We start from the raw sequence: 23,521 nt of genomic DNA, 5'->3' as shown, positions 1-23,521 counted from the left end.
AAGAAAAGCCCGGCATATGCCGGGCCAAAATGTTAGCATTATGTGTATCTCAGAAACGCCTCAGTTTGCCGTTCACGAATTTGAAGCCGCCCTTAACGGATACGGTTTCTTGGTTTCGCGGTCGGCTACGCTGACCATCACCGATTCAGGCTTGACCCTAGCAATCAAACCCATCGCCTCAATTCGACCAACCATTTCCGAAAGATAGGCTGCCGTCTGGTTCTTGGCCTCGCGGCCGCCGTCAATATCGACCATAAAGCGAATGTCCGCCCCTTGATCAAGATAAGGAAGGATCAGGTTTTCGAGGCTGATCCGCTCGGCCACCCCGAATTGTGCGGCAATTTCTTGGCTGTATGACGTTTCCAAAGACAATTTTTCGCGAACCGAATAAATTTCCCTGGGGAGAATCACTTGGCGGCTGCACAGCCATGCCCCTCTTCCTACACGGTACACTACAATGTAGCTGACGAACTTGGTATGTCCCGGGTGGGTCTGAGCGTCGGTCGTAATAACGAGGTCGTATACGCCCCGCGGATCGCTTGCAATGAACCGGGTTATCCGCTCCATCACATCGCTAAACTCAAGGTTCTGTTCCGTCGTATTCCGAAATGTCGTCTCATGGATCAATGGGTACTGTCGTCTTTTACTTTTCATGGGTTTCACCTGTACTGCAAGGTTGGCTTCTTCCTTTCGTTTTGGAATTTTTCGGGCTATATAAGTTGAACTATTGATTGTACGTGATTGGGCAGCCGTGTGAAATGTTCTTACGATCGCTGTTGTTCGCGGATTTCTTTGATTAACTAAATTCAAATACTGTAGAAATCCGCTCACAAAGGCGACCAAGCATATGCTTCCGATGCAGCTTTCTTACAGAAAGCTTTCAGTTTCTTCAGAATCATTTCACCTAGGTTCAATATTCTAAAGTGTGTATTATTTAGAATATTGAACACTCTTGCCTAACTCCCGATTTTTCTTAGTTCAACTTATATAGCTTAGGATCCGGCTTAATAAAACGCCGAAGGCTCCCTTTTCATAATATGTCTTGATCGCCGCTGCTTGATCACAAGTGTGCCGAGCCGGATTCGAACCAGCGCGCTTTTTACAGGCCAGATTTACAGTCTGGTGGTTTCAACCACTCACCCATCGGCACATATAATCATGGTGCGAACCCCAAATTTAAATGGAGATTTCCACGCACAGCTTTCATCCAGCGGAGATGAAATTTGGCAGGGGGCGTGGGAATTGAACCCACCACAGTCTGCTTTGGAGGCAAACTCGCCGTCCTAGGAACATGGACCCCTACAGGATGAATAAAGATGACGTGGACGGGGCTCGAACCCGCAAATCCCGGCGTGAAAGGCCGGTGTGTTCATCCATTTTCACCACCACGCCATGCTAAGAACAGAACTGGATTACGGTAAATCCTTGCTAAGAGCGGGTTAATCTCCCACCGATTTTTTACAGCTTGTGTTTCGTTGAACCACAATATTGAACCCTGTCAAGTGACCCACTCACACTTTGCGAACCGTAAAGATATGTACTTTTAATTGGGGAGATCGACCGGATTCGAACCGGTGCATTATCTGGGCCACAACCTGACGTGTTATCCACTTCACCACGATCTCCGCGAAAATAAGTGACGCATGCCGGATTCGAACCGAGCGATTGCAGGATTGAAAGTCCTGTGGCTTTGGCCGCTTGCCTAATGCGCCATGAAAAAAAGACTACCTTCCCCAAAGCGGCACCATTCGCTTCCCTTGCCTCTCCCAAATCCTCCGGGCAGAGACAAGCACAAATGGACCACTTGCCAGGGTGCAAGTAGCCTCTTACGTACTGTATATGTATCGACGGAATTGAAACCGGAATTCAGAACGGTCCGTGATTCACAATCACGCTAGCACCGTTCCTCCTCCTTTAAGGATTTTACGGACTAAGCGTGGTACGTAAAAGCTACTGGCGATCGGATCGAGATAGGATGGTTCGCCGCTCTCTCGCCAAATATTTGCCTGTTGGTTATAGCTTTTCTCCAGAAAATCTAATGTATGGTGCTGTTTCATTTCCTATCCCTTCCTTTCTTCGTAGATTTACGAAACACATCGTTACATTAACGCTTTAACGTTTTGCCCTCTTGATGTTTATGATCTTAGCATGAGGTTTTGGGGATGTCAACCCTTTTTTTATCTTTTTTTCAACATTCACCCAAAATGGTCAAAAAGAAAACCGCCGAGTCTCCTCAGCGGTCGTATATCCGAACAAATTCGCACTTTGCAAACAACGTTAATTTGTCTACATCCTTCCCTAAGGAAGAGCATGTTTGGATATATCGAAATGGCCGCATGACGAGAATAAAAAGGTTTCGGCACAATCAAACAAGCGGTTGTCCTCCAGAAGGCACCACTGCTCCATATTCTCATACCCGAATGGATACATCGCCAATTTCATCCCCGTTCACGCTCCTTTCATTTATTTTCCTAAATTTTCATCAGCTTAATTCATCTCATCGTTATTTGTCAAGGAAAAATTTGTCTTTACCAAAAAAGGGTTATGCCCCTTGCCCTTGCCCGACGGCATCGCACCCGGCACACCATCCGCTTCCAACAGCGGGCGGACGACGAGTTTCACCGGCCACTCCCCGCTCTCGAAGATCGCCCGGTACAGCGCGGCCCGGTCGGCTTCCGGCAGCCCGGCGGCCAGCAGCGCTTCCTTCCATGCTTCCTCCGTGATCGCCCACAAACGGGACTCGGGAATGGCGTACACGCCGGACAAGGCTTCCATGATCGCAGCCAGATTCACCTGAGTGCCCAACGACTGGACATAAAAAATCAGCTTCTCGATCGTCTCATTGTACAAGCTGTTGGAATAGCCGGGGCGAATGCGGTAGCCCGGGTCCCCAATGCCATGCTTGTCCAAGTACGGCTGATGCAGGCGCACCGAATCGTGGTCGCGAAACAGCAGTCCGCTCACTTGATTATGCTTCAAGACCAGACAGCAGTTTTGTCCATGAATTTCCGGTACAACCCCAACCTTGAACAGACGCATCACCACATCGTAGAACATGCCGGCCAGATCGGTGTAGAAGCTTATGATCTCCTCGGCGGAAAGCGGCTTGCCCATCATGTCGGACAAAAAATGCCCGCCCCCCAATTCCACGCCAAGCGCGGACATCGGGATCACCTTGTACCCTTCCTCAAATAGCTCTGACGGATAAAACCGGAGCTGGGCGGCCAGATGGCGCGGATGATCGTCGAACAACCCCATCGTCGCCGGCATGTAGCCCCACCAATGGCGCTCCTCGCACAGATAAACCCGGCCGCGCAGCGTCTCATCGCAAGCCACCGCCTGACGCAGCAGCTTCTCTCCGGCCAGGCCGTTAAGCAGCTTCACCACGGGCAAATAGCGGGCGGCCCCCAGCGACAGCACGCTGACCGGCAGCTTGAGCATAGCCGGGGCAAGCCCGGCACCGGCACCAGCCCCGGCTTGCGGTACCATGGAACGCAGCGAAGAGGTGGCCAGGAACTCGCCTGCCTCCGCATCCAGCACCACGATCGTCCCTTCCTTGATCTCCTCAGCGAAACGGGACACGATCATATGCTTAAGCTGCCAGGGATGGACGGGCAGCGGCACGTATTCGTCCGCTCCCATCCCCCGCCGGCTCAGCTCCGCCTCAACCAAAGCCCGCTGCTCGGCATTCAACACATCCAGGCAGGACAACTCTTCCTCCTCGCAACCCCGCTCAACCGAATTCCTATGCACCGCTACCCAGCGAAGTCGGATCGGCTCGCCGAACTCCGCCGAATACCGCAAGCTGTCCGGCCCGGTGAAACCGATTTTGGCTTTGGCCGTCGGATGGAACGGGCGGTCCCGCAAAGCGGCGATCCGTTCTCCTTTGATGAACCACTCGTAAGCCGTGGCCGGGGCGAATGCCAGCAACGGCTCCATACGCTCCGGACTTAGGCCGAGCGCTAGCTGCTGAACCGCCGTCTCCACAGCGTCCAGAAAATCCGCAACGCCCGGCCGCGCGTAAGCTTCCGCGGACAAAACCGAACGCAGCACGGCTTCCGCCAGCTCCGACGCAGAATCTAAGCCCAACCAGCTTTCGTCCGCCTGCTTTTTATAGATGGGCGAATCCTGCACCCACTGAACTCCCAGCCGGATGCCGGGCTCAGCCAGAAACACTATTTCCCCTACATATACCTTGGTCTCGTCTCCATAGTTTCCATAGTCTCCGTATAACCCCCGAATCTGCTCCGGGGCAGCCGCCAACGGCCTCAGCGTATCCTCTTCCAGCCGAAAAAACCGTTCCATCAAAAAAGCATTCAGCAAATCGGCGGTAATCCGCGACTCAGCCGCCTTTAGGCCGAGCTGCATTGTCGATGTATGCATGACCATTTCCTTCCGTCAAATAGTAAAATTCCGGGTGCGGGTGGCCGAGAAAATCATGGTGGGAGATCGTCCAGCAATAGGCCCCCGACTTCTCAAAAACAATAATGTCGCCGACGCGCAGACACTCCACTTCGGCGTCGGTGTACAGCCGGTCTTTCGGTGTGCACAGCTCGCCGACCAACGTCACTTTTCCATGTCTTACTTCCGGTCTGGCAAATGGCTGCTCCCACTTATCCGCCGGCATGATGACAAATGGGTGATTGTGCCCCCAGGAAGCGGGCAGCCGGTTATGGTGAGTACCTCCCCGCAGCACGGCAAAGTGCTGATCATGCGCTGTTTTGATGTCAATCACCTCGGACGCATAATAGCCGTGCTCAGCCACGATCAATCGGCCCGGCTCGAACCATAGCCGCACCCCGGCAAGCCGTTTCCTCGCTTGACTCCGCGCGATCAGGGACGTGAACAGCGGCCAGTCAAATGCCGGCGCAGCATCGTAGGAGACGCCAAAGCCACCGCCCGCGTTGACGATTTCAATGTCCAGATTGTAGCGCTCCGCCCACTCCTCTGCCTTCTGCAAATACAGCTCAATCATCTCGGCGTGCAGCTCCGCCCGCAAATTGTTCGACAGCGAGTGAAAATGAAAGCCGCATAACCGGACCGCCCCCTGGCCCTCCGCCCGGATGATGCCAATCGCTTCTTCGAGCAGCAACTCGTCCAGCCCAAAAGGGGTAGGACGGCCTCCCATCGCAATCTTGGTCTGCGGCAACGCAGCCGTTCTTAGGTTGATGCGCAGCAAAATGCGCACCGGCTGGCTCCGCCCCTGAGCCAGCTGGATGATCCGCCTCAGCTCCAGCAGGCTTTCCACATGGATATAGGTGACATTGTGCCTGATGGCCAGCTCCAGCTCCGCTTCTTTTTTGCCGGGACCTCCGAACAGAACCCGAACGCTCTCACAAACTTTCCTGACTTTAAGCAGTTCGCCGGCGGATGCCACCTCAAACCCGTCCACCAGCGGCAGCAGAGACTCGATAATACGCCGGTCGGGGTTGGCTTTGATGGCGTAGAACAGCCCTGTCCCATCCGGCATGGCCCGCCGCATCTCCCGGACATGCGCCTGAATCCCCGCCAAGTCATACAGGTAGGCGCATACCGGCTCCCGGCTCTCCACTCGTAATCGGTCTATCGCCTCCCACACGTTTGCGTTCATGTCCACTCACCCGCGGCCCGATAGTCATTTCGCTTTTGCATATACGCGCGGAATGCCGTGTTTCTGTCATCTCCCAGCACATAAATGCGTACGCCCCGCTCCGCCCACAGCCGCATATCCTCCCTGCTTCTGGCCACCGCCGCGTACGGAACCCCGCAGCGCTGCGCTGCCGCATGCAATTGCTCCAGCCGCCGCTGCACCTCTGGATGCCCGGTTTGCCACGGCAATCCCAGCGACTGCGACAGGTCCGCCGCTCCTTCCAGCACAAAGCCGATCTGCGGGTGGGACAAAATGGCTTCGCTTTGCCGGATACCTTCCGCACTTTCAATCATCGGCACAATCATGATGGCTTCATTGGCTTCGCGGATGTAGTCGGCCAGCGAATATTTGGCGAACACGCCCGGCCGGCCGCTGTTCAGGCTGCGTATTCCGAGCGGATGGTAATACGCCCAGCGGACCGCCTCCTCCACCTGCTCGCGCCGCTCCACATGGGGGATGACGACGCCCTGGGCGCCGCAGTCCAGCACCTTCAGTATTTCGGTACGTTCCACGCCCGCAACGCGGACAAGCGGGGTCACGCCCGCCAGCTCGGCAGCGCGGATCAGTTCCTCGACGCGCTCCATATTCGTGGCGGCATGCTCGCAATCGATTATGACAAAGTCATATTCGGCATGGCCGATCAGCTCAACAACAATAGGATGCGGAATCGAGACAAACAGTCCGAATACCGGCTGCTTTCGGTTTATTTTTAATTTCAGCGTATTGGGTTTCATGACAGTGATAAACTCTCCCTCGCCAGCCGCAGCGGATTGCTTGTTTTACGGAAATACAGCTCGCTATCGCCGTACAGTCTCCGTTTGGTCATCTCCTCGATCAGGGCATCCGCCGCAAACAGATCAAACCATTTAAACCTCTCCTTATACTCGGGAAACTGCCGCTGATACCCCACAATCGTTGCCGCACATAGGCTCCAGAACTCCCGCTCCGATAGTCCGAACCTTTCGAGAGTCAGGGCGATATCCGTCATACAGATAAAAAAGAAAGCATCATACGTATAATCCCGCACCTCCGACACCTCATTGGCATGGATATATGAATACCTGTTGAACCGCCGATGCGTTTCCGGCTCAGGGTACAGCTTGGGCGCCCGGTCCGGAAACAGCAGCTTGTCCGGGACATACCGCACGCCGTCATGCAGGTCCTTGACGATGATCCGCGCTGGCAGCCCGTCCTCCAGCACCAGGATGATGTTCTGGGCATGCGCTTCCAAGGCGATGCCGTGCGCGTAGAGCAGATGAATCATCGGCAGCGTCAGCGTTCGCACGAGCGCTTCGCTCCACCGCCTGATCCCGTGCCGGCCGATGACATCCAGGAGGAACGGCTCACCGTTGTTTTGCACCAGCATCAGCGCGTTCAGCGGCCAGGCCTCCTCCCCTTCCCGCAGATGGGCGGACACGTTCTCCCGCCAGATCGCTCCCAGCGTGCCGTACGCGCTGCGGTACTGAACCCTGGGCAACTCCTCGTATCGGAACGAGAGCCCCATAACCTCTTTGAGGATGCCGAACCGCTCCCGCTGCAGCAGCTCGTCCTGACGGACCAAATCATCCAGCCAGTCGCTGATCAGCGGCGCGTTTTGCGTCGTATGATGGGCCAAAATACGGCTGGTTGAGGTATTGGTGATGCTGAGCGACAATTTGATGTAAGCTGCCTCCGCATAATCTCTGTGCGACAGCGTGCGGATCGATTGCTGCGCCCGGTAGTTGCCGTCCGAAATCCCCAGCGGAATAAGCTCTCGGCTCAGCCGCTGGCGGGTGAAGGCGGTTTCAATCTGATGCTCCCACTGCCAGGGATGGACAGGGATCAGTACATACGCGCTCCCATCACCCTGCTCCTCCAGAATGCGGCCGAACCTCTGCTGGTCATTCTCCGTCAGATACTGCCCGTAAATTTCCTCCGCCGAGCAGCCGGCGGAAAGCGCCATATCAGTAAGCTCCTGCTTGACGGCAACCCAGTACAGACGAATGTTCCGATTGAATTCGGGACCGTACGCCAGATTGTCCGTTAGCGTGAAGCCAAGTCTGGACTTGTAGCTTGGGTGGTAAGGATGCCCGTCCGTCATATGGCTTTCCAGCGCATCGTAGTGTTTGTCGTCGTCCGGAATAGCCTCGGGGAGCTCGGCCCTGCACTGGCTATCCTTTGCCAGCGTTTCCAACAGCTCCTGGATAAAGCAGGTGATCCGCTCCCCTTGCAGGTTGCCCAGCACCAGTTCCTCCAGAAACAGATACAGATCGGGGCAGGGTTCGCCTTCTCTTTGGATGGAACCTTTGACGATTTTCACCCGGCCGAACGAATATTTCTCCTCCGCCTCGCAAGTATAAGCGACGGGCTTTCCATCGCTTCCTACTCCATCTGTCCGCCAAACCCTGCCGGTTTCGGTACGGGTCAAGATGTCCTCAAACCACAAAGCCTCCAGCGTCTGTCGCATCATTCTCTCCTGGACGTCATGGTAGGCAGCCGCCTTCGGGTCGGACAAGTCAGACAAACTCCTCATGGTTCCCACTCGCTTCACTCTCCCGTTTTTTTCATCAAATTACCGACCGGCACATAAGCCGGCGCCTCGCCGCTTCCGCTTAAGCAGCTCAGCATGTTCCGCTTGGCATAAAACGTATCGGCCGTCAGCAAGTGTTTCACAAAAGCATTGCCGGAGCTCTCATATTCCTGCTGAAGCGTTTCGCGCGCGATCGCCCAGAAATGCGCTTCGGGAACGCCCGCATCCCTGGCCATGGCATGAATAAGCGAACCGAGATGGTTCACGATAAAATAGTACGATGTCCGCGCCCACGCCTGCTCTCTTGAATAGAACAAGGGACCGGATAGGTTCTGCTCCTGGGCTGTCCCCGGACCTTTCGCCGCCTTGCCGGACTCGACGCTAACGCCTTCCAGATCGCGAATGATGAAGACCTCCGGCATGCCGTCCCGCAAGGTCAGCAGCGTGTTCTGCAAATGGGCTTCAAAATGAATGCCCTTCTCCCACGCAACGCGCACGAGCGGCAGCAGCGACAGCTCCAGATAGCGCGCAAACCAGCGGTCCGCCTGTCCGCTCTGGCCGCTGCCGCCGCCCAGCATCGACATCAGACGCGCAGGCTTCCCCGGCTGTGGAGCTTCTACCAAGCTTGCCAGCACATAGGTAGATGCCGGATCAAATTCGACCGGACGGTAAACCACCGTGAACATCCGGGTCAGCTCCTCATCCGCAAACCGGCAGGTGCTAATGCCCGTCTCATAAGCGATCTTGATAGGCGAATCTGGACCGAAACAGCCAAACCGCAGCAAATAGCGGGAGGCGTCCAGCGTCCTGCGCATTTGCTCATCGCTGTTGGTGCGGATCAGATTGGTGATCTGCATATTCAAGGACAGCTTGATATTGCAGTTCATGCCGGGCACATATACCGTGCGTACGGAGGTCGTCGGAAAGACAACTGGCCCCAGGCTGCCGAGGGGAACTATTTTCCCTTCGCGAACATAATCCTGAACCTCGGGTAGGCCCAGCACATGCCTATACTGCCATGGGTGGGCCGGAAGCAGGAAGTATTCGCTGCTTTTGTCCCCAAGCGTATGCCGGACATGCGCCTGCACGCTCTCATGCGGCGGCACTTTTTTGTCCTCGGCCACCCACTCTTCCCGGTACACATCCTTGCTCACGGCAAAATACCCGAGTTGAAACGAGGTACGCAGCTCCGGGCTGTACATTCGCACATCCTGCTCGGAAAATCCCAACGAATTTTTGGGAAAAGGGTGAAACGGATGCCCGTAGATCAGCGATTGCTCCGATGTCCGGTAGTCAAACACTTCAAGCTCCGCCGTCCGCTCGATAAACAGGGCGAGGTTGCGGCAGCTGTTGTCCACCTTTTCCGCAAAACTGCGCGCCTGTTCAGACATAATCAAGTTTTCACCTGGCGGCCAGCCTTCGCCTGTCTCCAAACCTTCGCTCGACAGCTCCCGGATGATCCAGCGGACCAGATCCCTGTATTCCACAGGGGCACTCGCTCCGTTCGCGCCGGACCACCGGATGCTGTCGTATTCATGCTCTCCGGCGGCGGAAAAATAAGCCAGGTTCCCAAAAACCGTAACCCGGCTGGCCGGGAAAGCGACGGCATAATCAAGTGTGTCCGCGTTCAGCGTAATGTCAGCCTCCCTCTCTTGCGCCAGCTCCCGGATGTAACAGTTAAGCAGCAGCTTGCACGTGTGCCGGTTCGCTTGCTTCAAGCTTTCGGAACGCAGCTTGCTCTCCATCTCCAGCAATGATGCCAACCCTCTTTCTCGATAGGGATAAATTCACCGGCTCCTGTCTCAGCATGGAGCGGGAGCCGCGGGCAGCTCGGACAGCGCTTCGGCTACCGATTTCGCGAATATCGCAAGCACGTCCGCGGCTTCGCGTTCGGTGATCGTCAGCGGCGGAAGGAAGCGGATGACGGCGGAGCGGCGCCCGCCCACCTCCACAATCAAACCGTTGTTGAAGCAGCGCCGCTGGATGGCGGCGGCCAGTGCCCCATGCGGCGGATAGTGGCCCAAACGATCCTTGCGGCCAGCGGTGTCCACAATTTCCACCCCGATCATCAAACCTCGGCCGCGAACATCGCCGATAGCCTCGTATTTGTCTTTCAAGGCGCCAAGACGGGTCATAAACTGCTCGCTGCGTTCCTGTACATTGTTAAGCACATCCTGTTCCCGGACGTAACGCAGCGTCGCCAGTCCGGCGGCCATCGCCAACTGGTTGCCGCGAAAAGTACCGGTATGCGCACCCGGTGGCCACACATCCAGCTCTTCCTTGTAGATGACAAGCGACATCGGCAGACTGCCGCCGACCGCTTTGGAACAGACAATCACGTCCGGGACGATCCCGGCATGCTCGAACGAAAACATACGGCCCGTGCGCCCGATCCCCGTTTGCACTTCGTCAATGATCAGCGGGATGCCCCTTTCGGCCGTGATGCGCCGCAGCTCTCTCAGCCATTCCAGATCGGCGGGGATCGCCCCTCCCTCGCCCTGCACCGTCTCCACAATGACGCCGCAGGGAGCGGCAATCCCGTTTTCACAATCATCAAGCAGGTTTTCGATATACTGCGCGCTCAACTTAGGGGTCATCTCGCCGCCCATGCCAAACGGACAACGGTATTCATAGGGAAAAGGCAGGAAATGCACATCCGGCAGCAGGCTCTGCAGATGCTCCTTCTTGCTGAGATTGCCGCTCATCGCCATCGTCGCCTGCGTTGATCCATGATAGCTCCCTTGAAAGGCCAAAATGGACCTGCCTTGGGTTGCGCTTTTGACCAGCTTGATCGCGGCTTCAACCGCATCCGCCCCGGTCGGACCGCAGAACTGGATTTTGCTGCTGTTTCCTATTTCTTCGGGGAGTATCGAGAACAGTTCCTCCATAAAAGCCAGTTTGAGCGGCGTGGCCAGATCAAGGGTATGAAGCGGAATTTGCTGCTCAAGCACATCGCGAATCGCCTCCACCACAACCTCATGATTATGGCCCAGCGCCAGCGTGCCGGCACCGGCCAGGCAGTCATAATACGTGCGGCCCTCCGTATCCGTCACCATCATTCCTTTCGCCCTGCTGATCACAAGCGGAAAATGCCGGGAGTACGCGCGCGCATTGGATTCTTTTTCTTCCTGCAGCCTCAAATATTCGTTTTGGACATTATGGACCTTTACCGACATATCCCTCCAACGCTCCTTTGATTTAGTTATGGGGTGCAGAAAGTGTTTCTTCAAACAGATACTCCAAGTACATGCGGGTGACATCGCGTGAAGCGCCTTCATATGAAAAAACGTGATACGTAAAATCAGGCAGAGCATTGACCTCCAGGATGCCGCCGGATGCTTTCGTTACCGGCTGACCGATATCGGGGCAGCGCATGTCGATGCCGGCGACATCAATCTGCAGTGTTCGAGCCGCTTCTATTGCCATTTCGGCATTAGCGGAGCAGATGGACTCCGTACGATCGGCGTAAATTTCGCTGATCTCTCCAGCCGGAGCATTATGCAGATCATACAGTTCCAGCTGCGCTCCCGCCGGAATGACATCATCAAGCGCTGCCCCCTGCTTGTCCAGCACTGCTGCCAGCCGCGGCGAATCCGATTTGATTTCGGCAAACGCCTCCATCTCACCGATGTCGCTCTGTCTGATTCTCGTCGCATTCAACCGCCGGATCAATTCCCTTACCGCTGAGGAGCCATCCCCAAGGATAAAGGCGGGCCGGTACTCGGTGACCGCCGCAACCTTGCCGCCTATGACTAGAACGCGATAATCCGCGCCCGGCACAAACCGCTGGATCAGGATGCTTCCGCTGTATTGGCCGGCTTTTCGGATGGCCTCGTCAAGCTGCCCGCTGGTCCGGACGTCCAGCGTGACACCGGCGCTGCCGCTGGCATCAAGCGGCTTGACCACCACGGACGCGCAGGCCTCCAGAAACCGGGCCGCCTCCTCCCCCATTTCCGGGACCACGATAAACGGAGGCACCGGCAGCCCCTGGCGCTGCAGCAAATGGTTCGCCGCCTCTTTGTTCTTCGCCAGCAACCCGGCGATCAATGGCAGACGATGGGACCTCGTTTTGTTGATCACGATGCTTTTGCCTTTGCAGGTAAGCTCCAAAAAATCCTCACACCCGGCAATCAGCTGCCGGCAATCCATGCCCATTTTCTCGGCCTTGCTCATAATCAGCCGATTTTGTAAATTTTGGCTCCTCGCCTCGTGCACTACAACTCCTCCCATCCCCGAAAAAGCAACGGTTGTTTCACTTAATTCTGATAATATCGAAGAAACAATTTAATGATAATGATTATCAATATCATATGCAATTATCTTACAGGAGGTTAATGTAAATTGTCAATTATAAACTTTTAAGGAAATATAAGTTTTTTAGAGGGCGTTATGGGCGTTTACAATATCGGAGGATAGGAATAGAAAAAGGATGCCAAACGAGAGGTTTGAACTAGCAGAGGCGATGAGGGTTGAGAAACTGCAGCGTGGAGCCAGCATGTATGGGCACTGGTTGAAGGCGCATGATTATGGGTTCGGCCCGGCCGTATTGCCGAGACGTAGGGCCCTACTGTCAAAAATTAAGGCAATACAGCCGAGACCTAATGCCATATTGCCAAAAGCCGACCGTATTACCAAGAGCCGACCTATTATCTGGGATGCCGGCCGCGGTGCCATTAGGCCGTAATACCGACTTGCCGCCCCTAACGGACCCCAGCGCCCTTATTTCAGCGAAATCAAGAGTTTCCAGAATGTAACGGACACCACGGACCTTATTTGGCATTTAAGCGTTCCTTTTTGGCCATTTTAGGACAAATAAGCGCGCCTCTGTCCGTTAGATATGGAAACGCCGTATTTTCAGGCAAATAAGGGCTCCCCAGTCCGTTACTAGCCGAATCGTCCTCGGACAGCTGTCGTGCCCGTCGTGCAACGTGCAACATGCAGCACGCCCCATACCACACGGCCCGGGGAAAGCGGCGCCAATTCCAGTAAAAATAAGGGGGCACTCCCCGCGTTAACGATTCCGTTTGGGGCATGTCGAGCAATAGTCGTGCGGAGTGTCCGACGTCAAATAATACAAGCAGCACGTTTTGCGCATGCGGATCGGGTTATCGGATTCAGCCGTGAACACTTTGGGACTGTTGAACTTTTTGATCGGGTTGCGCGGTTCGCCAAAAAGACGGGTCGGCGCATCATAGAGCAGATAACGGTAATCCTCCTCCATCCGCTGCTTTTGCTCGGGACTGGCCGCTTCCGCAAATTTTTTCTCATATAGCCAATAGACATAAATCGCCGTATTTTCCCATAACAAGGCTTTGGAGATGCCGGCCGCTTTGGACACGGCATTCCATACCCGGGACAGGTTTCCGGCAAACATCGTTTCGATCACCCGGTTGCGCCATTCGCTTCTCTGTCCCTCCTCGGGCTCACTGGCCTGCAGATCCAAGAGCCTCGCTTTGGGCAGCCATGCCTGCCCCTGGTAGCTCGATTCAATCCAACCGTTCTCCAGGGCCAAATTCAAGCCTTTGTTGAAGGCAGACATTGCATAAAGTCCGGGGGCGATGACAAGAAAAGCATACCGCTTGGCAAACAGCGAGACGGCGGCAAGCTCGGAATCGGTTTCGAAAATGCCTTTTACCCCGCGAAAATAGGCCAGGCTTTTCTCCGGGTCCAGCAAATCGGCAAACGGAATGGAGAATGACCGGTCGGGCGAGGAATCCCGCGTTAACCGGTAGTCGGCGGCCAGGATATTATATTCTTCCGGCAGAAGCAAGGAGTCTGCGGTCTTTTTCATCATGAATTTTCCTTCCCCTTCCGTGAGGGATACATAATGGTGTTCCAAACAACGGATCAACGGTGATCTCGCAATCCATCCGGAAGACGGTCCGGACCATCTCCCGGGTTACGATATCCTCCGGTCTGCCCTGTGCAAACACGGTTTTGTTGTGAACCGCAACGATATGATGCGCGTAACGGCAAGCCAAATTCAGGTCGTGCAGGACCATAACGATGGTGCGGTTCTCCTGCTCGTTCAATTCAAACAGCAGATCAAGGACTTCAATCTGGTGGCTCATGTCCAGGTATGTTGTCGGCTCGTCGAGCAGCAGCGTTTCCGTGCCCTGCGCGAGGATCATGGCGATCCAGGCGCGCTGGCGCTGTCCTCCCGACAGGGCATCAACCGGGCGATCCGCCAGCTCCGACAGACGCGTGGACTCAAGCGCAAGCTGAACGATCCGCTCATCCTCGCGCGACCACTGCTTCAGCCAGCTTTGATGCGGATACCTCCCCTGCCGCACAAGCTGGCTCACCGTCAGCCCTTCCGGAGCGGATGGTCCCTGGGGCAAAATCGCCATCTGTCTGGAGACCTCCTTGGTCGGCAGTTTTGCGATCTCCTCCCCACTCAGCAGCACTGTGCCCGACCGGGGCCTCAGCAGGCGGGCAACGGTGCGCAGCAGCGTCGATTTGCCGCAGCCGTTGCTGCCGATCAGCACCGTGATTTTTCCTTTGGGAATCGCCAAATTCAGGTTGTCGATCACTGGCTCCGTTCCATAAGAAATGGTCAGGTCTTTTGTTTCCAAGATACTCACGGTTCTCCTCCTTCTCAAAGAGGTTGTTCAAAAAGTCATCCAAATTTTTGAACACACACTTAAAACTGATTTCTGTTCTTGAACAGCAAGTACAGGAAAAACGGCGCACCAATCCCCGCGGTGAACACTCCTGCCGGGACGTCCAGCGGAAGAAACGCCGTGCGTCCGACCAAGTCGGCGCCGAATACGAGCAGCGCGCCGGTCAGCGCCGACACGAGCAGCAGGCTGCCGAACATCCGGCCCACCAGTTTTCGGGCGATATGCGGTGCGATCAATCCGGCAAAACCAAGCGTGCCGGCCACGGCAACCGCAAATCCGGCGAGCAGGACGCTGCACAGCAGCAGCGCAAAGCGGTGGCGCTCAACGGTGACGCCGAGTCCTGTAGCCAGATCGTCCCCGAATTCCTGCGCGTTCAAGCTGCGGGCCAGCCAAAGCACAAGCGGTAGGACGAGCAAAATAACCGGAATTATCGTATAGACATCCGTCCATGAAGCGCCGTACACGCTGCCTGTCAGCCAAATATACGCTTGCCCGGCAGTATAAAACGGACTGATGATCAGCATAAACGTCGTGCCGGCGCTGGTGATGGCCGAAATGCCGATGCCGATCAGCACGAGGCGGATCGGCGCGACTCCTGCCTTCCAAGCAAGCGCATAGATGACCATCGAAGTCACCAATGCTCCGGCAACCGCAAAGGCCGGCAACAGCTTGATGCTGACCGCCCCGCCCAGCAGCGTCACAAAACCGACAGCAACAGCCGCCGCGCCGCCCGTGATGCCGATGACATCCGGAGAAGCCAAAGGATTGCGGATCACCCCTTGCAAAATGGCGCCGGACATACCGAGCGCGGCTCCGACCAACAGGGACAGCAGCACCCGCGGCAGCCTCAGCGTAAGCACTACAAAATCATACTCCCCCGCATTCAGTCCCAGAATCGTCCGGAGCACCTCCAGCGGCGAAATCACGTCGTTGCCTAGGCTTGTGCCAAGCACAGCGGCGAGCAGGACGAGAAGAACCAGCACGGCGATGACCAGCACCGCCCTCCTCTCCACCTGCAGGGATACCGCTTCCTTCTTGCTGCGGAAGATAATCGTTCCTCTCATATCTTCGTCACCCCCTTGCGGGCAATGTAGACGAAGAACGGTCCGCCAATCAGGGCGGTCATGATCCCAAGCGGAAGTTCCTCCGGCAGGATGATCAGCCGCGCGGCCACATCGGCCAACAGCAGCAGCACCGCCCCGCCTATGAGCGAGTAGGGAATAAGCCAGCGGTAGTCATTCCCGACCCATGTGCGCATGATATGGGGCACGACGAGTCCGACAAGACCAATGGAGCCGGCCACGGCCACGGCGCCCCCGGCGAGCAGCACGGTTACGACACCCATGGCCGTTTTGACCAGCACAACGTTTTGCCCCATGCCTTTAGCGATATCATCGCCGGTCAACAGCAGATTGATCGCCCGGCCCATAAACAGCGCGGCCAAAGCTCCCGCGGCCATATACGGCAGAACGGGATACAACATCTCCAGCGTGCGGCCGCTGACGGAGCCGGCCAGCCAGAACAGCACCTCCTGCAGCCCGGTCCCGTCCAGTACAAGCACCGCCTGTGTGAAGGACGAGAACAAGGCGCTAATCGCCGTCCCGGCCAGCACAACCTTGATTGGGGTCAAGCCGTCCCGCCCGATGGAGCCGAGCGCATACACAACGGCCGCCGCAATGGCAGCCCCGGTAAAACCAAACCACATCATCGTATTTAACGAGGAGACCGACAACAACACATTCGCAAGCACGATAAAAAATATCGCCCCGGCATTGATGCCAAACACGCTTGGAGAAGCAAGCGGGTTGCGTGTCAACGCTTGCATGAGCGCACCCGCAACCGCTAGGCTGGCGCCGACAACGGCGGCGATCACCGTGCGGGGCAGCCGTTCGGTACGGAGCACGATATGCGGGGTGGATTCTTCGTCATAATGTTTGAACGCTTCCACCGCCGTGGAAACGGTAATTTCCGTGCGGCCGTAAATCAGGCTCGCGGTACCCGCCGCGGCCAGCAGCACCAGCAACGCCGCCAGCCCTAAAATCTTGGATTTCCCTTGTGCAAACAGGGGCAACATATCCTCACTCTTTCCCCTTAGTTCAGTTTGAAATACTCGTACAGACCATCGAGCAAAAGGTTGGCCGACTTGTATCCGCCCCCGAGGTTCCATATCACCTCATCCACCTGGACAAACTGGTTGTTTTTGACCGCATCCAGATTGGCCCACAGCTTGCTTTTTGTCCATTCCTCGTAATTCTTCTGGGCAGCTTCGCCCTCCGCCTTGTAATTGAAGTTAAAGATCATGTCCGCATTCATATCCGGGATGCTTTCCTTCGAGGCAAGTTCGACACCCCAGATATCTTCGTCATGACCCGGAGGTCTTGTAAAGCCAAGCTCTTGCAATATTTGACCGGCATAACCCATATAGTAAATCCGCACCTGATCGGCTCTGAAATTGGTGATCGTGGCTTCAATCGGCAGGCGGTCGCCCATCTTCTCTTTAAAGTCGGCCACTCTCGCCTCCCAATCGGACAACAGCTGATCTGACTTGTCTTCAAGGTTCAACGCCGCGCCCGCCGTTTTCAGCGTTTCCTTCCAGTCGTACAACGTCTCCAGCATCACGGTCGGCGCGATTTGGGACAACTGCTCATAAATGTCCTCATGCCGCGTCTTATTGGCGATAATCAGATCAGGCTTAAGTTTATGTATTTCCTCCAGGTTCGGCTGAGTCTCCTGCCCGACGATGGGCACGCCTTCCAGATCAGCCCGCAAATATTCATAGACAGGCTGCTGCGCCCAGGATTCGACCACTCCGGCCGGCTTCACCCCCAGCGCAACCACGACATCGTTCGCCCCTTGGAACAGGGTGACGACTTTTTGCGGTGTTCCCTTAATCTCGGTTTCCCCCATCGCATGTTTAATGATCCGCGTCTCTTCCCCGGCACTGCTATCCGTTCCGCCCTTTCCGCCGCTGCCCGCATTCGCGCTGGAGCCCGCCGCCTGGCTTGTATTTGCCGTTCCTTCCGCCGCCCCGCCGGCGGCTCCGCAGCCTGCCAACATCGTAAAAATCAACACAAGCGCCATATGGCTGAAAAATGATTTGTTGAACCTGAACATCATGGCTTTCTCCCCCATTACATCCTAAATGATAATGAATATCAATATCAGTTAGATTGTAATGGAGACTGGAACATTATTCAAGTGGTATTTCAAATTTTTATTATAAAAAACACGAGCCGCAAGGGCCTTTTCTCCCCCACAGCTCGCTAAACTCGATATGCCTGCTACTTGCCCGATCAAATCAACACTAAGCCGGCTCTCCAATCACTTTCCATTGCTGGATGCCGGTTGACGCAGCTGCCTTGGCCTTCATCGTTAACCGGATTTTCGTCGTAGTCACCGGGTCGAAGGTGGTCACATTATACCGATCCGGAAGCACGCCATATGCGGAAGGGTTCGGCACCTGCATCCAAGCATTTCCGTTCCAGTATTGCAGGTAAAAAGACTCCGGCAGATCGATCCCCTGATTATCGTCAAACCAGTACACTTCGCTGGAAGAGATCTTAACCGGATGGTCGAAGTCATATTGAACCCACTGCTCGGTTCCAGGGTTATCCCAGTTGCCATATACCGGGTGTCCCCGATCCGCCGAGTTTTCCGGTTCGTATTCATCATTCAGCCCGGCCAGGCTTTCCCAAGGGGATACGTATGAGGTAGAGGCCGTTCCATTGGCGGCTACATTTTCAGTCGGGGCTCCTCCCTGCCCAACGTTGATAGTGAATTGTTTGTGCACCGGAGTGCCCTTTTCGTCGTAATCGCGAAGCTGCACAGTAAACTGATAGCTTCCTTGGGCATTGCCGGATACGGTTCCTTTGATTTCGCCGGTAAAGCGGTCCAAGCTCAGACCTCCGGGCAACGAGCCTTGCGTAATCGTCCAATCGTAGAAAGGAACTCCGCCCTCGGCCTGCAGCTTCAGTGCGTAATTCCCTCCCGGCGTTGCGTTAGGAATAGAGATATTTTTGATGGACGGACTCAGGAAAGGTGTCAGCTCGCGATTTAATTTCCAGCCCGCTTTTTCCGCAATCAGCAAGGCCAGTTTGGTCAGCATCCAGCGCTTATTGTCGTGAAAAAGATGGTTATATCCGCCGTTCTGGCCGCTGAGCCGATCCCAATACTGCTGATCTCCGGGGATATGGTAGCTATTGTCCAGCGGTACCGGAACGCCTTGGTAGTCTATAATATTGTTCGCCGTTCTCCAGCCGCCGCGCTCATAGGCCGCCATCCCTTGCCAGCTATCGGAATACGCGACCGCGTGGCCAAACTCGTGCATGATCAGGCCGTAAACGTCCGTGCGAGTACTCGACATTTCCGACAGGTACCATTCCTCGTCATTCAGCGAAGCAAACGGCGTCGCGGTATCGTAAAAATCAAGGATCGTTAGCAAGGAACGATGAATATTTCCCGGTACGGTCACTCCGCCCCGCTTGTGGTATTGCCCGTTGTTCGCCGGCCCGCCGGTCGAATAGGGTCCGTTGAGTCCTCTCAAGTAGATCCACATTCCGTTGTAAGGCTCATTGTTGGTTGCGGCGACATGCCCGTTGAAGCCATCCTCCGGCAGCCAGGTCGTTTCCGCGTTGGCCGGAACGGTGTCAAACGGTTCCATATCGAAGAAATAAAACCAGTCCTTGATCGCCTGCTCACCGGCTGCGCGGATCGCGGGATTGCTGAAATAGGGCTGAATCGTGTCGTATCTGTAATCGAATTTAAGCGGCAGCTCCGGCTCCCTATTATCGTCCTGATCCAGGACGCGAATCGGAGTGGTTTGTGTGCGGGAGGCGCCATTCGCGCCGGTCACCGTCAGTTCCAGCGTGTAATGTTCGATTTCGCCGTTCCCGCCGATCCGGTCTGGTTGGATCTCGAGGTAAAAAGGCTTGCGCTCGCCGGCGTTTTGGAACGACAGTGTCTTGGACGCCCCGTTTGCGCTAAAAGTGCTGGGACGGTCCAACATCAATCTGGAGGTGCCTTTGGCCTTAATGTTTATGGTCAAAGGATAAGCGGCGTTCTGTGGCGGAACAAGCGTTAATTTGACAAAAGGATTGGCGATATAGCCCTGCCAGTCCACCAACTCCACGCCGTAATTGTTCAGGGTTCTCCCGAAAATATCGACAATTTCCGCTTCGTTGCTAAGTTGCTGCGGCTCCGCGGGCTCGGCGGCAGCCGGTAAAGCGAATAAGGAAACCGTTAACAGGAAGCTCATCCATAACGAAACCCATCTTTTCATGCTTTATATCCTCCCTTAATTTATGGTTCAACCTAAAAATCGGCGGTTGATGACCAGCTACTGGTTCGACTAACCTCCATCCTACGAAAATAGCGGTACTTTATGATCTTATTGTCCGGATTAGATTATGTTCATCACCAATAGCGGAATTTTTTGTGCTTATGTTTTAGCTTGAATCTAATTCATCTGCTCATTTAACACTTCAGCCTGCAGGAACTCGGCATAATGCTGATAGACTCGCTCTCTGGCCTCCGCGATGCCCGGCGCAAATTGAATCAAGGCGGAGGCGCGCACACGCCGGACCTGCTGGATCGCATCACGCAGCTTGCTTTCCCTGCGGCCTCCCAATACTCCCGCATCGCCGCAAACGGCCGCGGCGGCGAGCCGCCCTTGAGCCATAGCCACCAGCGCGCTTTCGATCCCGGTAATATTGCCGGCGATATACAATCCCGCAACCGGGGTTTGCAGCTGCTCATTGTGCAGCGGAATATGACCGCCCAGCTCCGGAACATGCATAAAAGGGCATCCGGCCACCGCAGCCAATTCCGCCAGCGGGTATAATCCGCCCGCCAGCGCCACGAAATCCACCCGCTCCTCCCGTTCGCTTCCGGGGATGAGCTCGCCGGCTCCGGTTACGTCCGCCAGGGTGACGGATTCCACCCGGTCCGTACCGTTAATGGACACGACCGCCGTCCGCAGCATTAACGGGATACCCCATATTTTTATCCCGCCTCGGGGAAAAAAACGGGCAACCGGCCCGGCCAGCCCTAACGTACGCGCTATCCTTCCACCGATCCTCATGAACGGCGAAGGTGCCAGATGGGCCAGATCCATCAGCTTCGCCAAATTCGCCTTGGGCAGGGCGTCTTCGCCGGACAGCGGACCTGGCCCCGGCAGCACAATACCTGCGATCGGCACGCCGCTGACCGCCAGCTCCCGAGCGATAGCCATGGCCAGCGGATTCACGCCGATGATCAGTCCGCGCTGGCCGGGCTTCACGTAGTGGACATTGGCCAGCACTTGGGCGGCGCCGATCGACATCACGCCGGGCAGCGTCCAGCCGGGGCAGGGCCGAGGAATTTCGGCAGCGCCCGTAGCGAGCAGGACGCGTGCGGCCGTTAGCGATCCGCCGGTGGTTCTGACTACCCAGCGGTTATCAAGTCTAACCATGCCGTAAACGGACAAGCCGCAGCGGATTTCAACCCCTAAGGCAGCGCATTTTTCCAACAATTGCTCAGCTTCCCGCCGGCCTACCCACCAGTGCCCTTTTTCTTCGTGAAACTGGCCCAGCATGCGTCCGCCCGGTTCGGGGAACTCATCCAGCACGGCTACGCCGAGCCCATGTCCGGCTGCTTCGGCCGCGGCCGATAATCCCGCCGGACCGGCGCCCACGATCAACAGATCGAATTGCGGAGGTTTCGTCACGGCAGCTTCCTCCCCGTGATTTCATTGGGCAGCCGCCGCCCCTCGGAAACACGCATCCCTGCTTCAAGCGGGGTGAGACAGGCGCGTACCGGCCCCTTGCCATCCACGTTCAATCGGCATTCCATACAGTGGCCAATGGCGCAATACAACCCGTGAGGGCTCCCGGATTCCTCGTGCCTGCGCAGTATGCGGATCCCTGAGGCGAGCAAAGCGGCGGCGATCGGCTCCCCTTGCCGTCCCGTCAATTCCTTGTCGTTAAACGTAAAGCTCACCGTATCACGCGGCGTTCTCATCGGACCCAGAATCGGGTGGTCTATGATCCGTTCCACTAATCCTCCCCCCTTGCCAGTTGGCCGAAAGTTACGGGCCGGATCGGCGGGCGGTAGGCTAACAGTTCGACGTTGCGGGGGGACTCGGGAACCTTAGCGTGTAGCCAAGCCTCCAGCAGATGTCTGCATACCCTGCCCTGGCAGGCGCCCATCGCGGCCCGCGTTTTCATCTTCAGCTGCCGGGAGGTCCGGCATCCCGACTCATAGGCCGCCTCCAATTGTTCCAGCTCCACTTCTTCGCAGCGGCAAATCACCATGGATCGACGTTGCATATCGTAAGCCTCCTCCTAGAAGTAGCGGATGGCGCAGGTTTTTAATTCGGTATAGAAATCCAGGGCGGCTTGCCCCTGTTCGCGCGTGTGCGAGCTGGAGAGCTTCAGGCCGCCGAACGGGGCTTGATATTCGACGCCTGCCGTCTCCTGATTGACGCGGACCATTCCGGCCCGGGCTTCGTCCAGGAACCGATGGGCATAAGACAAATCCCGGGTGAATAAAGAAGCGCTCAGGCCATAAACGGTTTGATTGCACAGGGCGACGGCTTCCGCGAAATCGGACGCTTCCTGCACCACGGCGACCGGTCCGAAAATCTCCTCCTGAATCAGCGGATGCTCTGCGTTTAAGCCCGCTGCCACGAGCGGTCTTACATAATAACCTTCCTGATCCCCTGCGGCCGCCGGACCTTGTGCTAAAATTTCGGCATGCTCCCAGGCCAGCTGCACATAAGCGTTCACCGTTTCGTATTGGTTTGCCGAAGCCACCGGTCCCAGGTAAGCCTGCGGATCAAGGGCCGGGGCCAGCTTGAGCCTTGATACCGCTTGCGTCAACGCTTCGGTAAACGCATCGTAAATGCCGGATTCCACGATGATGCGGCTGGTCGCCGTGCATTTCTGGCCCGCCGAGCGGAACGCGCCGCTGACAATCAGGGGAACGGTATGCTCCAGATCGGCATCACCCAGCACCACGGCGGCATTTTTACCGCCCATTTCGGTTTGATATTTGATATTGCGTTTGGCGCAGGCCTCGGCGATGTGCGTACCAGTGGCCGTGGAGCCGGTAAAGCTGACCGCGTCCAAAGCCGTTTGCTCCAGCAGCGCATCGCCGATTTTGCTGCCCTTGCCGACGACCAGATTGACGACACCGGAAGGAAGTCCGGCTTCGGCGAAGATTTCCGCCAGCCTGGTCGCGGTTAAAGAGGCGGACTCGGCCGGTTTCCAGATTACTGTATTGCCGCAGATTAGAGCCGGCGCTATTTTCCACAGCGAAATGGCCACGGGAAAATTCCAGGGGGTGATAATTCCGACCACCCCAAGCGATACCTTACGGCTATACTGCAAAACATCCGGCTCGCTGGAAGGAATGACCGCGCCATTAGCCCGGACGCCTTCTGCGGCATAATATCGCAGCAGGTTTACACCGCGCATGACTTCGCCGCGCATTTCCGTTATCGGCTTGCCCATTTCCATACTGGCGAGTTGGGCAACTTCGGCGGCCCTCGACTCCAGGGCCGCCGCCAGCCGCTGCAAATGCTCGGCTCTTGCGGCTCCCGTCAAGCGGGACCAGGAGGCGTAAGCCAAACGAGCCGCCTGCTCCGCTTGCGCTACGTGCGAGGTATCGGATAAATGAAGCACGCCCACCTCCTCCCGGGTGTCGGATGGATTGACCACGGCGCACTCTCCTGCCGCGGGGACAATCCATTCTCCTCCGATCCAATTCCGGCTGTGTATCATA

The 23,521-nt window shown here is 56.2% G+C and carries 19 protein-coding genes and 4 tRNA genes; all 23 read right to left on the bottom strand.

The window, feature by feature from the left end:
• Positions 1–72 precede the first annotated feature (72 nt).
• Complete coding sequence (locus ACLD72_RS07350; RefSeq protein WP_128633520.1) at positions 73–654, bottom strand: ribonuclease H-like YkuK family protein; 582 nt, start codon at positions 652–654, stop codon at positions 73–75.
• Positions 655–1,067: 413 nt separating this feature from the next.
• Positions 1,068–1,150, bottom strand: a tRNA-Tyr gene (locus ACLD72_RS07345).
• A gap of 167 nt (positions 1,151–1,317) precedes the next feature.
• Positions 1,318–1,392 (bottom strand) — tRNA-Glu (locus ACLD72_RS07340).
• 156 nt (positions 1,393–1,548) lie between these two features.
• A tRNA-His gene (locus tag ACLD72_RS07335) sits at positions 1,549–1,625 on the bottom strand.
• A 12-nt stretch (positions 1,626–1,637) separates the two neighbouring features.
• Positions 1,638–1,712, bottom strand: a tRNA-Glu gene (locus ACLD72_RS07330).
• A 177-nt stretch (positions 1,713–1,889) separates the two neighbouring features.
• On the bottom strand, positions 1,890–2,057 hold the full coding sequence (locus tag ACLD72_RS07325) for a hypothetical protein (RefSeq protein ID WP_178075947.1): 168 nt from the start codon (positions 2,055–2,057) through the stop codon (positions 1,890–1,892).
• Between the two features lie 430 nt (positions 2,058–2,487).
• Positions 2,488–4,383 (bottom strand): IucA/IucC family protein, encoded by a 1,896-nt coding sequence (locus ACLD72_RS07320; protein WP_411002175.1) that lies wholly within the window; start codon positions 4,381–4,383, stop codon positions 2,488–2,490.
• Positions 4,343–5,590, bottom strand: a complete 1,248-nt coding sequence (locus ACLD72_RS07315) for a type III PLP-dependent enzyme (RefSeq protein ID WP_411002176.1) — start codon at positions 5,588–5,590, stop codon at positions 4,343–4,345. Before ACLD72_RS07315 ends, ACLD72_RS07320 begins: the two co-directional genes overlap by 41 nt.
• Positions 5,587–6,363, bottom strand: coding sequence for an HpcH/HpaI aldolase family protein (locus ACLD72_RS07310; RefSeq protein ID WP_411002177.1), 777 nt, complete (start codon positions 6,361–6,363; stop codon positions 5,587–5,589). The genes ACLD72_RS07315 and ACLD72_RS07310 overlap by 4 nt, the downstream gene beginning before the upstream one ends.
• Positions 6,360–8,141 carry an IucA/IucC family protein gene (locus ACLD72_RS07305; protein ID WP_458475666.1) on the bottom strand — a complete coding sequence of 594 codons (1,782 nt, stop codon included), beginning with the start codon at positions 8,139–8,141 and terminating at the stop codon, positions 6,360–6,362. The genes ACLD72_RS07310 and ACLD72_RS07305 overlap by 4 nt, the downstream gene beginning before the upstream one ends.
• Before the next feature lie 14 nt (positions 8,142–8,155).
• Positions 8,156–9,901, bottom strand: coding sequence for an IucA/IucC family protein (locus ACLD72_RS07300; protein WP_458475665.1), 1,746 nt, complete (start codon positions 9,899–9,901; stop codon positions 8,156–8,158).
• 39 nt (positions 9,902–9,940) lie between these two features.
• Entirely contained in the window at positions 9,941–11,314 is a 1,374-nt protein-coding gene (locus ACLD72_RS07295) for a diaminobutyrate--2-oxoglutarate transaminase (RefSeq protein ID WP_411002179.1), read from the bottom strand.
• 22 nt (positions 11,315–11,336) lie between these two features.
• On the bottom strand, positions 11,337–12,353 hold the full coding sequence (locus ACLD72_RS07290; protein WP_411002180.1) for an ATP-grasp domain-containing protein: 1,017 nt from the start codon (positions 12,351–12,353) through the stop codon (positions 11,337–11,339).
• 796 nt (positions 12,354–13,149) lie between these two features.
• A complete protein-coding gene (locus ACLD72_RS07285) occupies positions 13,150–13,929 on the bottom strand; it encodes an IucA/IucC family C-terminal-domain containing protein (RefSeq protein ID WP_458475663.1) in 780 nt (259 codons plus the stop codon).
• On the bottom strand, positions 13,886–14,722 hold the full coding sequence (locus ACLD72_RS07280; RefSeq protein WP_411002182.1) for an ABC transporter ATP-binding protein: 837 nt from the start codon (positions 14,720–14,722) through the stop codon (positions 13,886–13,888). Before ACLD72_RS07280 ends, ACLD72_RS07285 begins: the two co-directional genes overlap by 44 nt.
• Positions 14,723–14,781: 59 nt before the next feature.
• Positions 14,782–15,825: a FecCD family ABC transporter permease gene (locus ACLD72_RS07275; RefSeq protein WP_411002183.1), complete on the bottom strand. Its 1,044-nt coding sequence runs from the start codon at positions 15,823–15,825 to the stop codon at positions 14,782–14,784.
• On the bottom strand, positions 15,822–16,835 hold the full coding sequence (locus ACLD72_RS07270; RefSeq protein ID WP_411002184.1) for a FecCD family ABC transporter permease: 1,014 nt from the start codon (positions 16,833–16,835) through the stop codon (positions 15,822–15,824). Before ACLD72_RS07270 ends, ACLD72_RS07275 begins: the two co-directional genes overlap by 4 nt.
• A 17-nt stretch (positions 16,836–16,852) precedes the next feature.
• Positions 16,853–17,875 (bottom strand): ABC transporter substrate-binding protein, encoded by a 1,023-nt coding sequence (locus ACLD72_RS07265; protein WP_411002246.1) that lies wholly within the window; start codon positions 17,873–17,875, stop codon positions 16,853–16,855.
• A 190-nt stretch (positions 17,876–18,065) separates the two neighbouring features.
• Positions 18,066–20,039: an Ig domain-containing protein gene (locus tag ACLD72_RS07260; RefSeq protein WP_411002185.1), complete on the bottom strand. Its 1,974-nt coding sequence runs from the start codon at positions 20,037–20,039 to the stop codon at positions 18,066–18,068.
• A gap of 177 nt (positions 20,040–20,216) precedes the next feature.
• Positions 20,217–21,464, bottom strand: a complete 1,248-nt coding sequence (locus tag ACLD72_RS07255; protein ID WP_411002186.1) for an NAD(P)/FAD-dependent oxidoreductase — start codon at positions 21,462–21,464, stop codon at positions 20,217–20,219.
• Entirely contained in the window at positions 21,461–21,757 is a 297-nt protein-coding gene (locus ACLD72_RS07250) for a (2Fe-2S)-binding protein (RefSeq protein ID WP_411002247.1), read from the bottom strand. The genes ACLD72_RS07255 and ACLD72_RS07250 overlap by 4 nt, the downstream gene beginning before the upstream one ends.
• Positions 21,758–21,792: 35 nt before the next feature.
• On the bottom strand, positions 21,793–22,065 hold the full coding sequence (locus ACLD72_RS07245; RefSeq protein ID WP_411002187.1) for a (2Fe-2S)-binding protein: 273 nt from the start codon (positions 22,063–22,065) through the stop codon (positions 21,793–21,795).
• A 15-nt stretch (positions 22,066–22,080) separates the two neighbouring features.
• Positions 22,081–23,517 (bottom strand): aldehyde dehydrogenase family protein, encoded by a 1,437-nt coding sequence (locus ACLD72_RS07240; RefSeq protein ID WP_411002248.1) that lies wholly within the window; start codon positions 23,515–23,517, stop codon positions 22,081–22,083.
• Positions 23,518–23,521 lie beyond the last annotated feature (4 nt).

It is taken from the genome of Paenibacillus lacisediminis, assembly GCF_046567315.2.
The sequence above is the reverse complement of the archived record's forward strand: the minus strand, read 5'-3'. Positions and strand labels throughout refer to the sequence as shown.

Bases quoted from the DNA above. Each gene is read 5' to 3' on its own strand.
- ACLD72_RS07350 (WP_128633520.1), bottom strand. From the start codon at position 654: ATGAAAAGTAAAAGACGACAGTACCCATTGATCCATGAGACGACATTT.
- ACLD72_RS07275 (WP_411002183.1), bottom strand. From the start codon at position 15,825: ATGAGAGGAACGATTATCTTCCGCAGCAAGAAGGAAGCGGTATCCCTG.
- ACLD72_RS07315 (WP_411002176.1), bottom strand. From the start codon at position 5,590: ATGAACGCAAACGTGTGGGAGGCGATAGACCGATTACGAGTGGAGAGC.
- ACLD72_RS07285 (WP_458475663.1), bottom strand. From the start codon at position 13,929: ATGAAAAAGACCGCAGACTCCTTGCTTCTGCCGGAAGAATATAATATC.
- ACLD72_RS07245 (WP_411002187.1), bottom strand. From the start codon at position 22,065: ATGCAACGTCGATCCATGGTGATTTGCCGCTGCGAAGAAGTGGAGCTG.
- ACLD72_RS07295 (WP_411002179.1), bottom strand. From the start codon at position 11,314: ATGTCGGTAAAGGTCCATAATGTCCAAAACGAATATTTGAGGCTGCAG.
- ACLD72_RS07305 (WP_458475666.1), bottom strand. From the start codon at position 8,141: ATGAGGAGTTTGTCTGACTTGTCCGACCCGAAGGCGGCTGCCTACCAT.
- ACLD72_RS07325 (WP_178075947.1), bottom strand. From the start codon at position 2,057: ATGAAACAGCACCATACATTAGATTTTCTGGAGAAAAGCTATAACCAA.
- ACLD72_RS07270 (WP_411002184.1), bottom strand. From the start codon at position 16,835: ATGTTGCCCCTGTTTGCACAAGGGAAATCCAAGATTTTAGGGCTGGCG.
- ACLD72_RS07260 (WP_411002185.1), bottom strand. From the start codon at position 20,039: ATGAAAAGATGGGTTTCGTTATGGATGAGCTTCCTGTTAACGGTTTCC.
- ACLD72_RS07320 (WP_411002175.1), bottom strand. From the start codon at position 4,383: ATGCATACATCGACAATGCAGCTCGGCCTAAAGGCGGCTGAGTCGCGG.
- ACLD72_RS07310 (WP_411002177.1), bottom strand. From the start codon at position 6,363: ATGAAACCCAATACGCTGAAATTAAAAATAAACCGAAAGCAGCCGGTA.
- ACLD72_RS07250 (WP_411002247.1), bottom strand. From the start codon at position 21,757: ATGAGAACGCCGCGTGATACGGTGAGCTTTACGTTTAACGACAAGGAA.
- ACLD72_RS07265 (WP_411002246.1), bottom strand. From the start codon at position 17,875: ATGTTCAGGTTCAACAAATCATTTTTCAGCCATATGGCGCTTGTGTTG.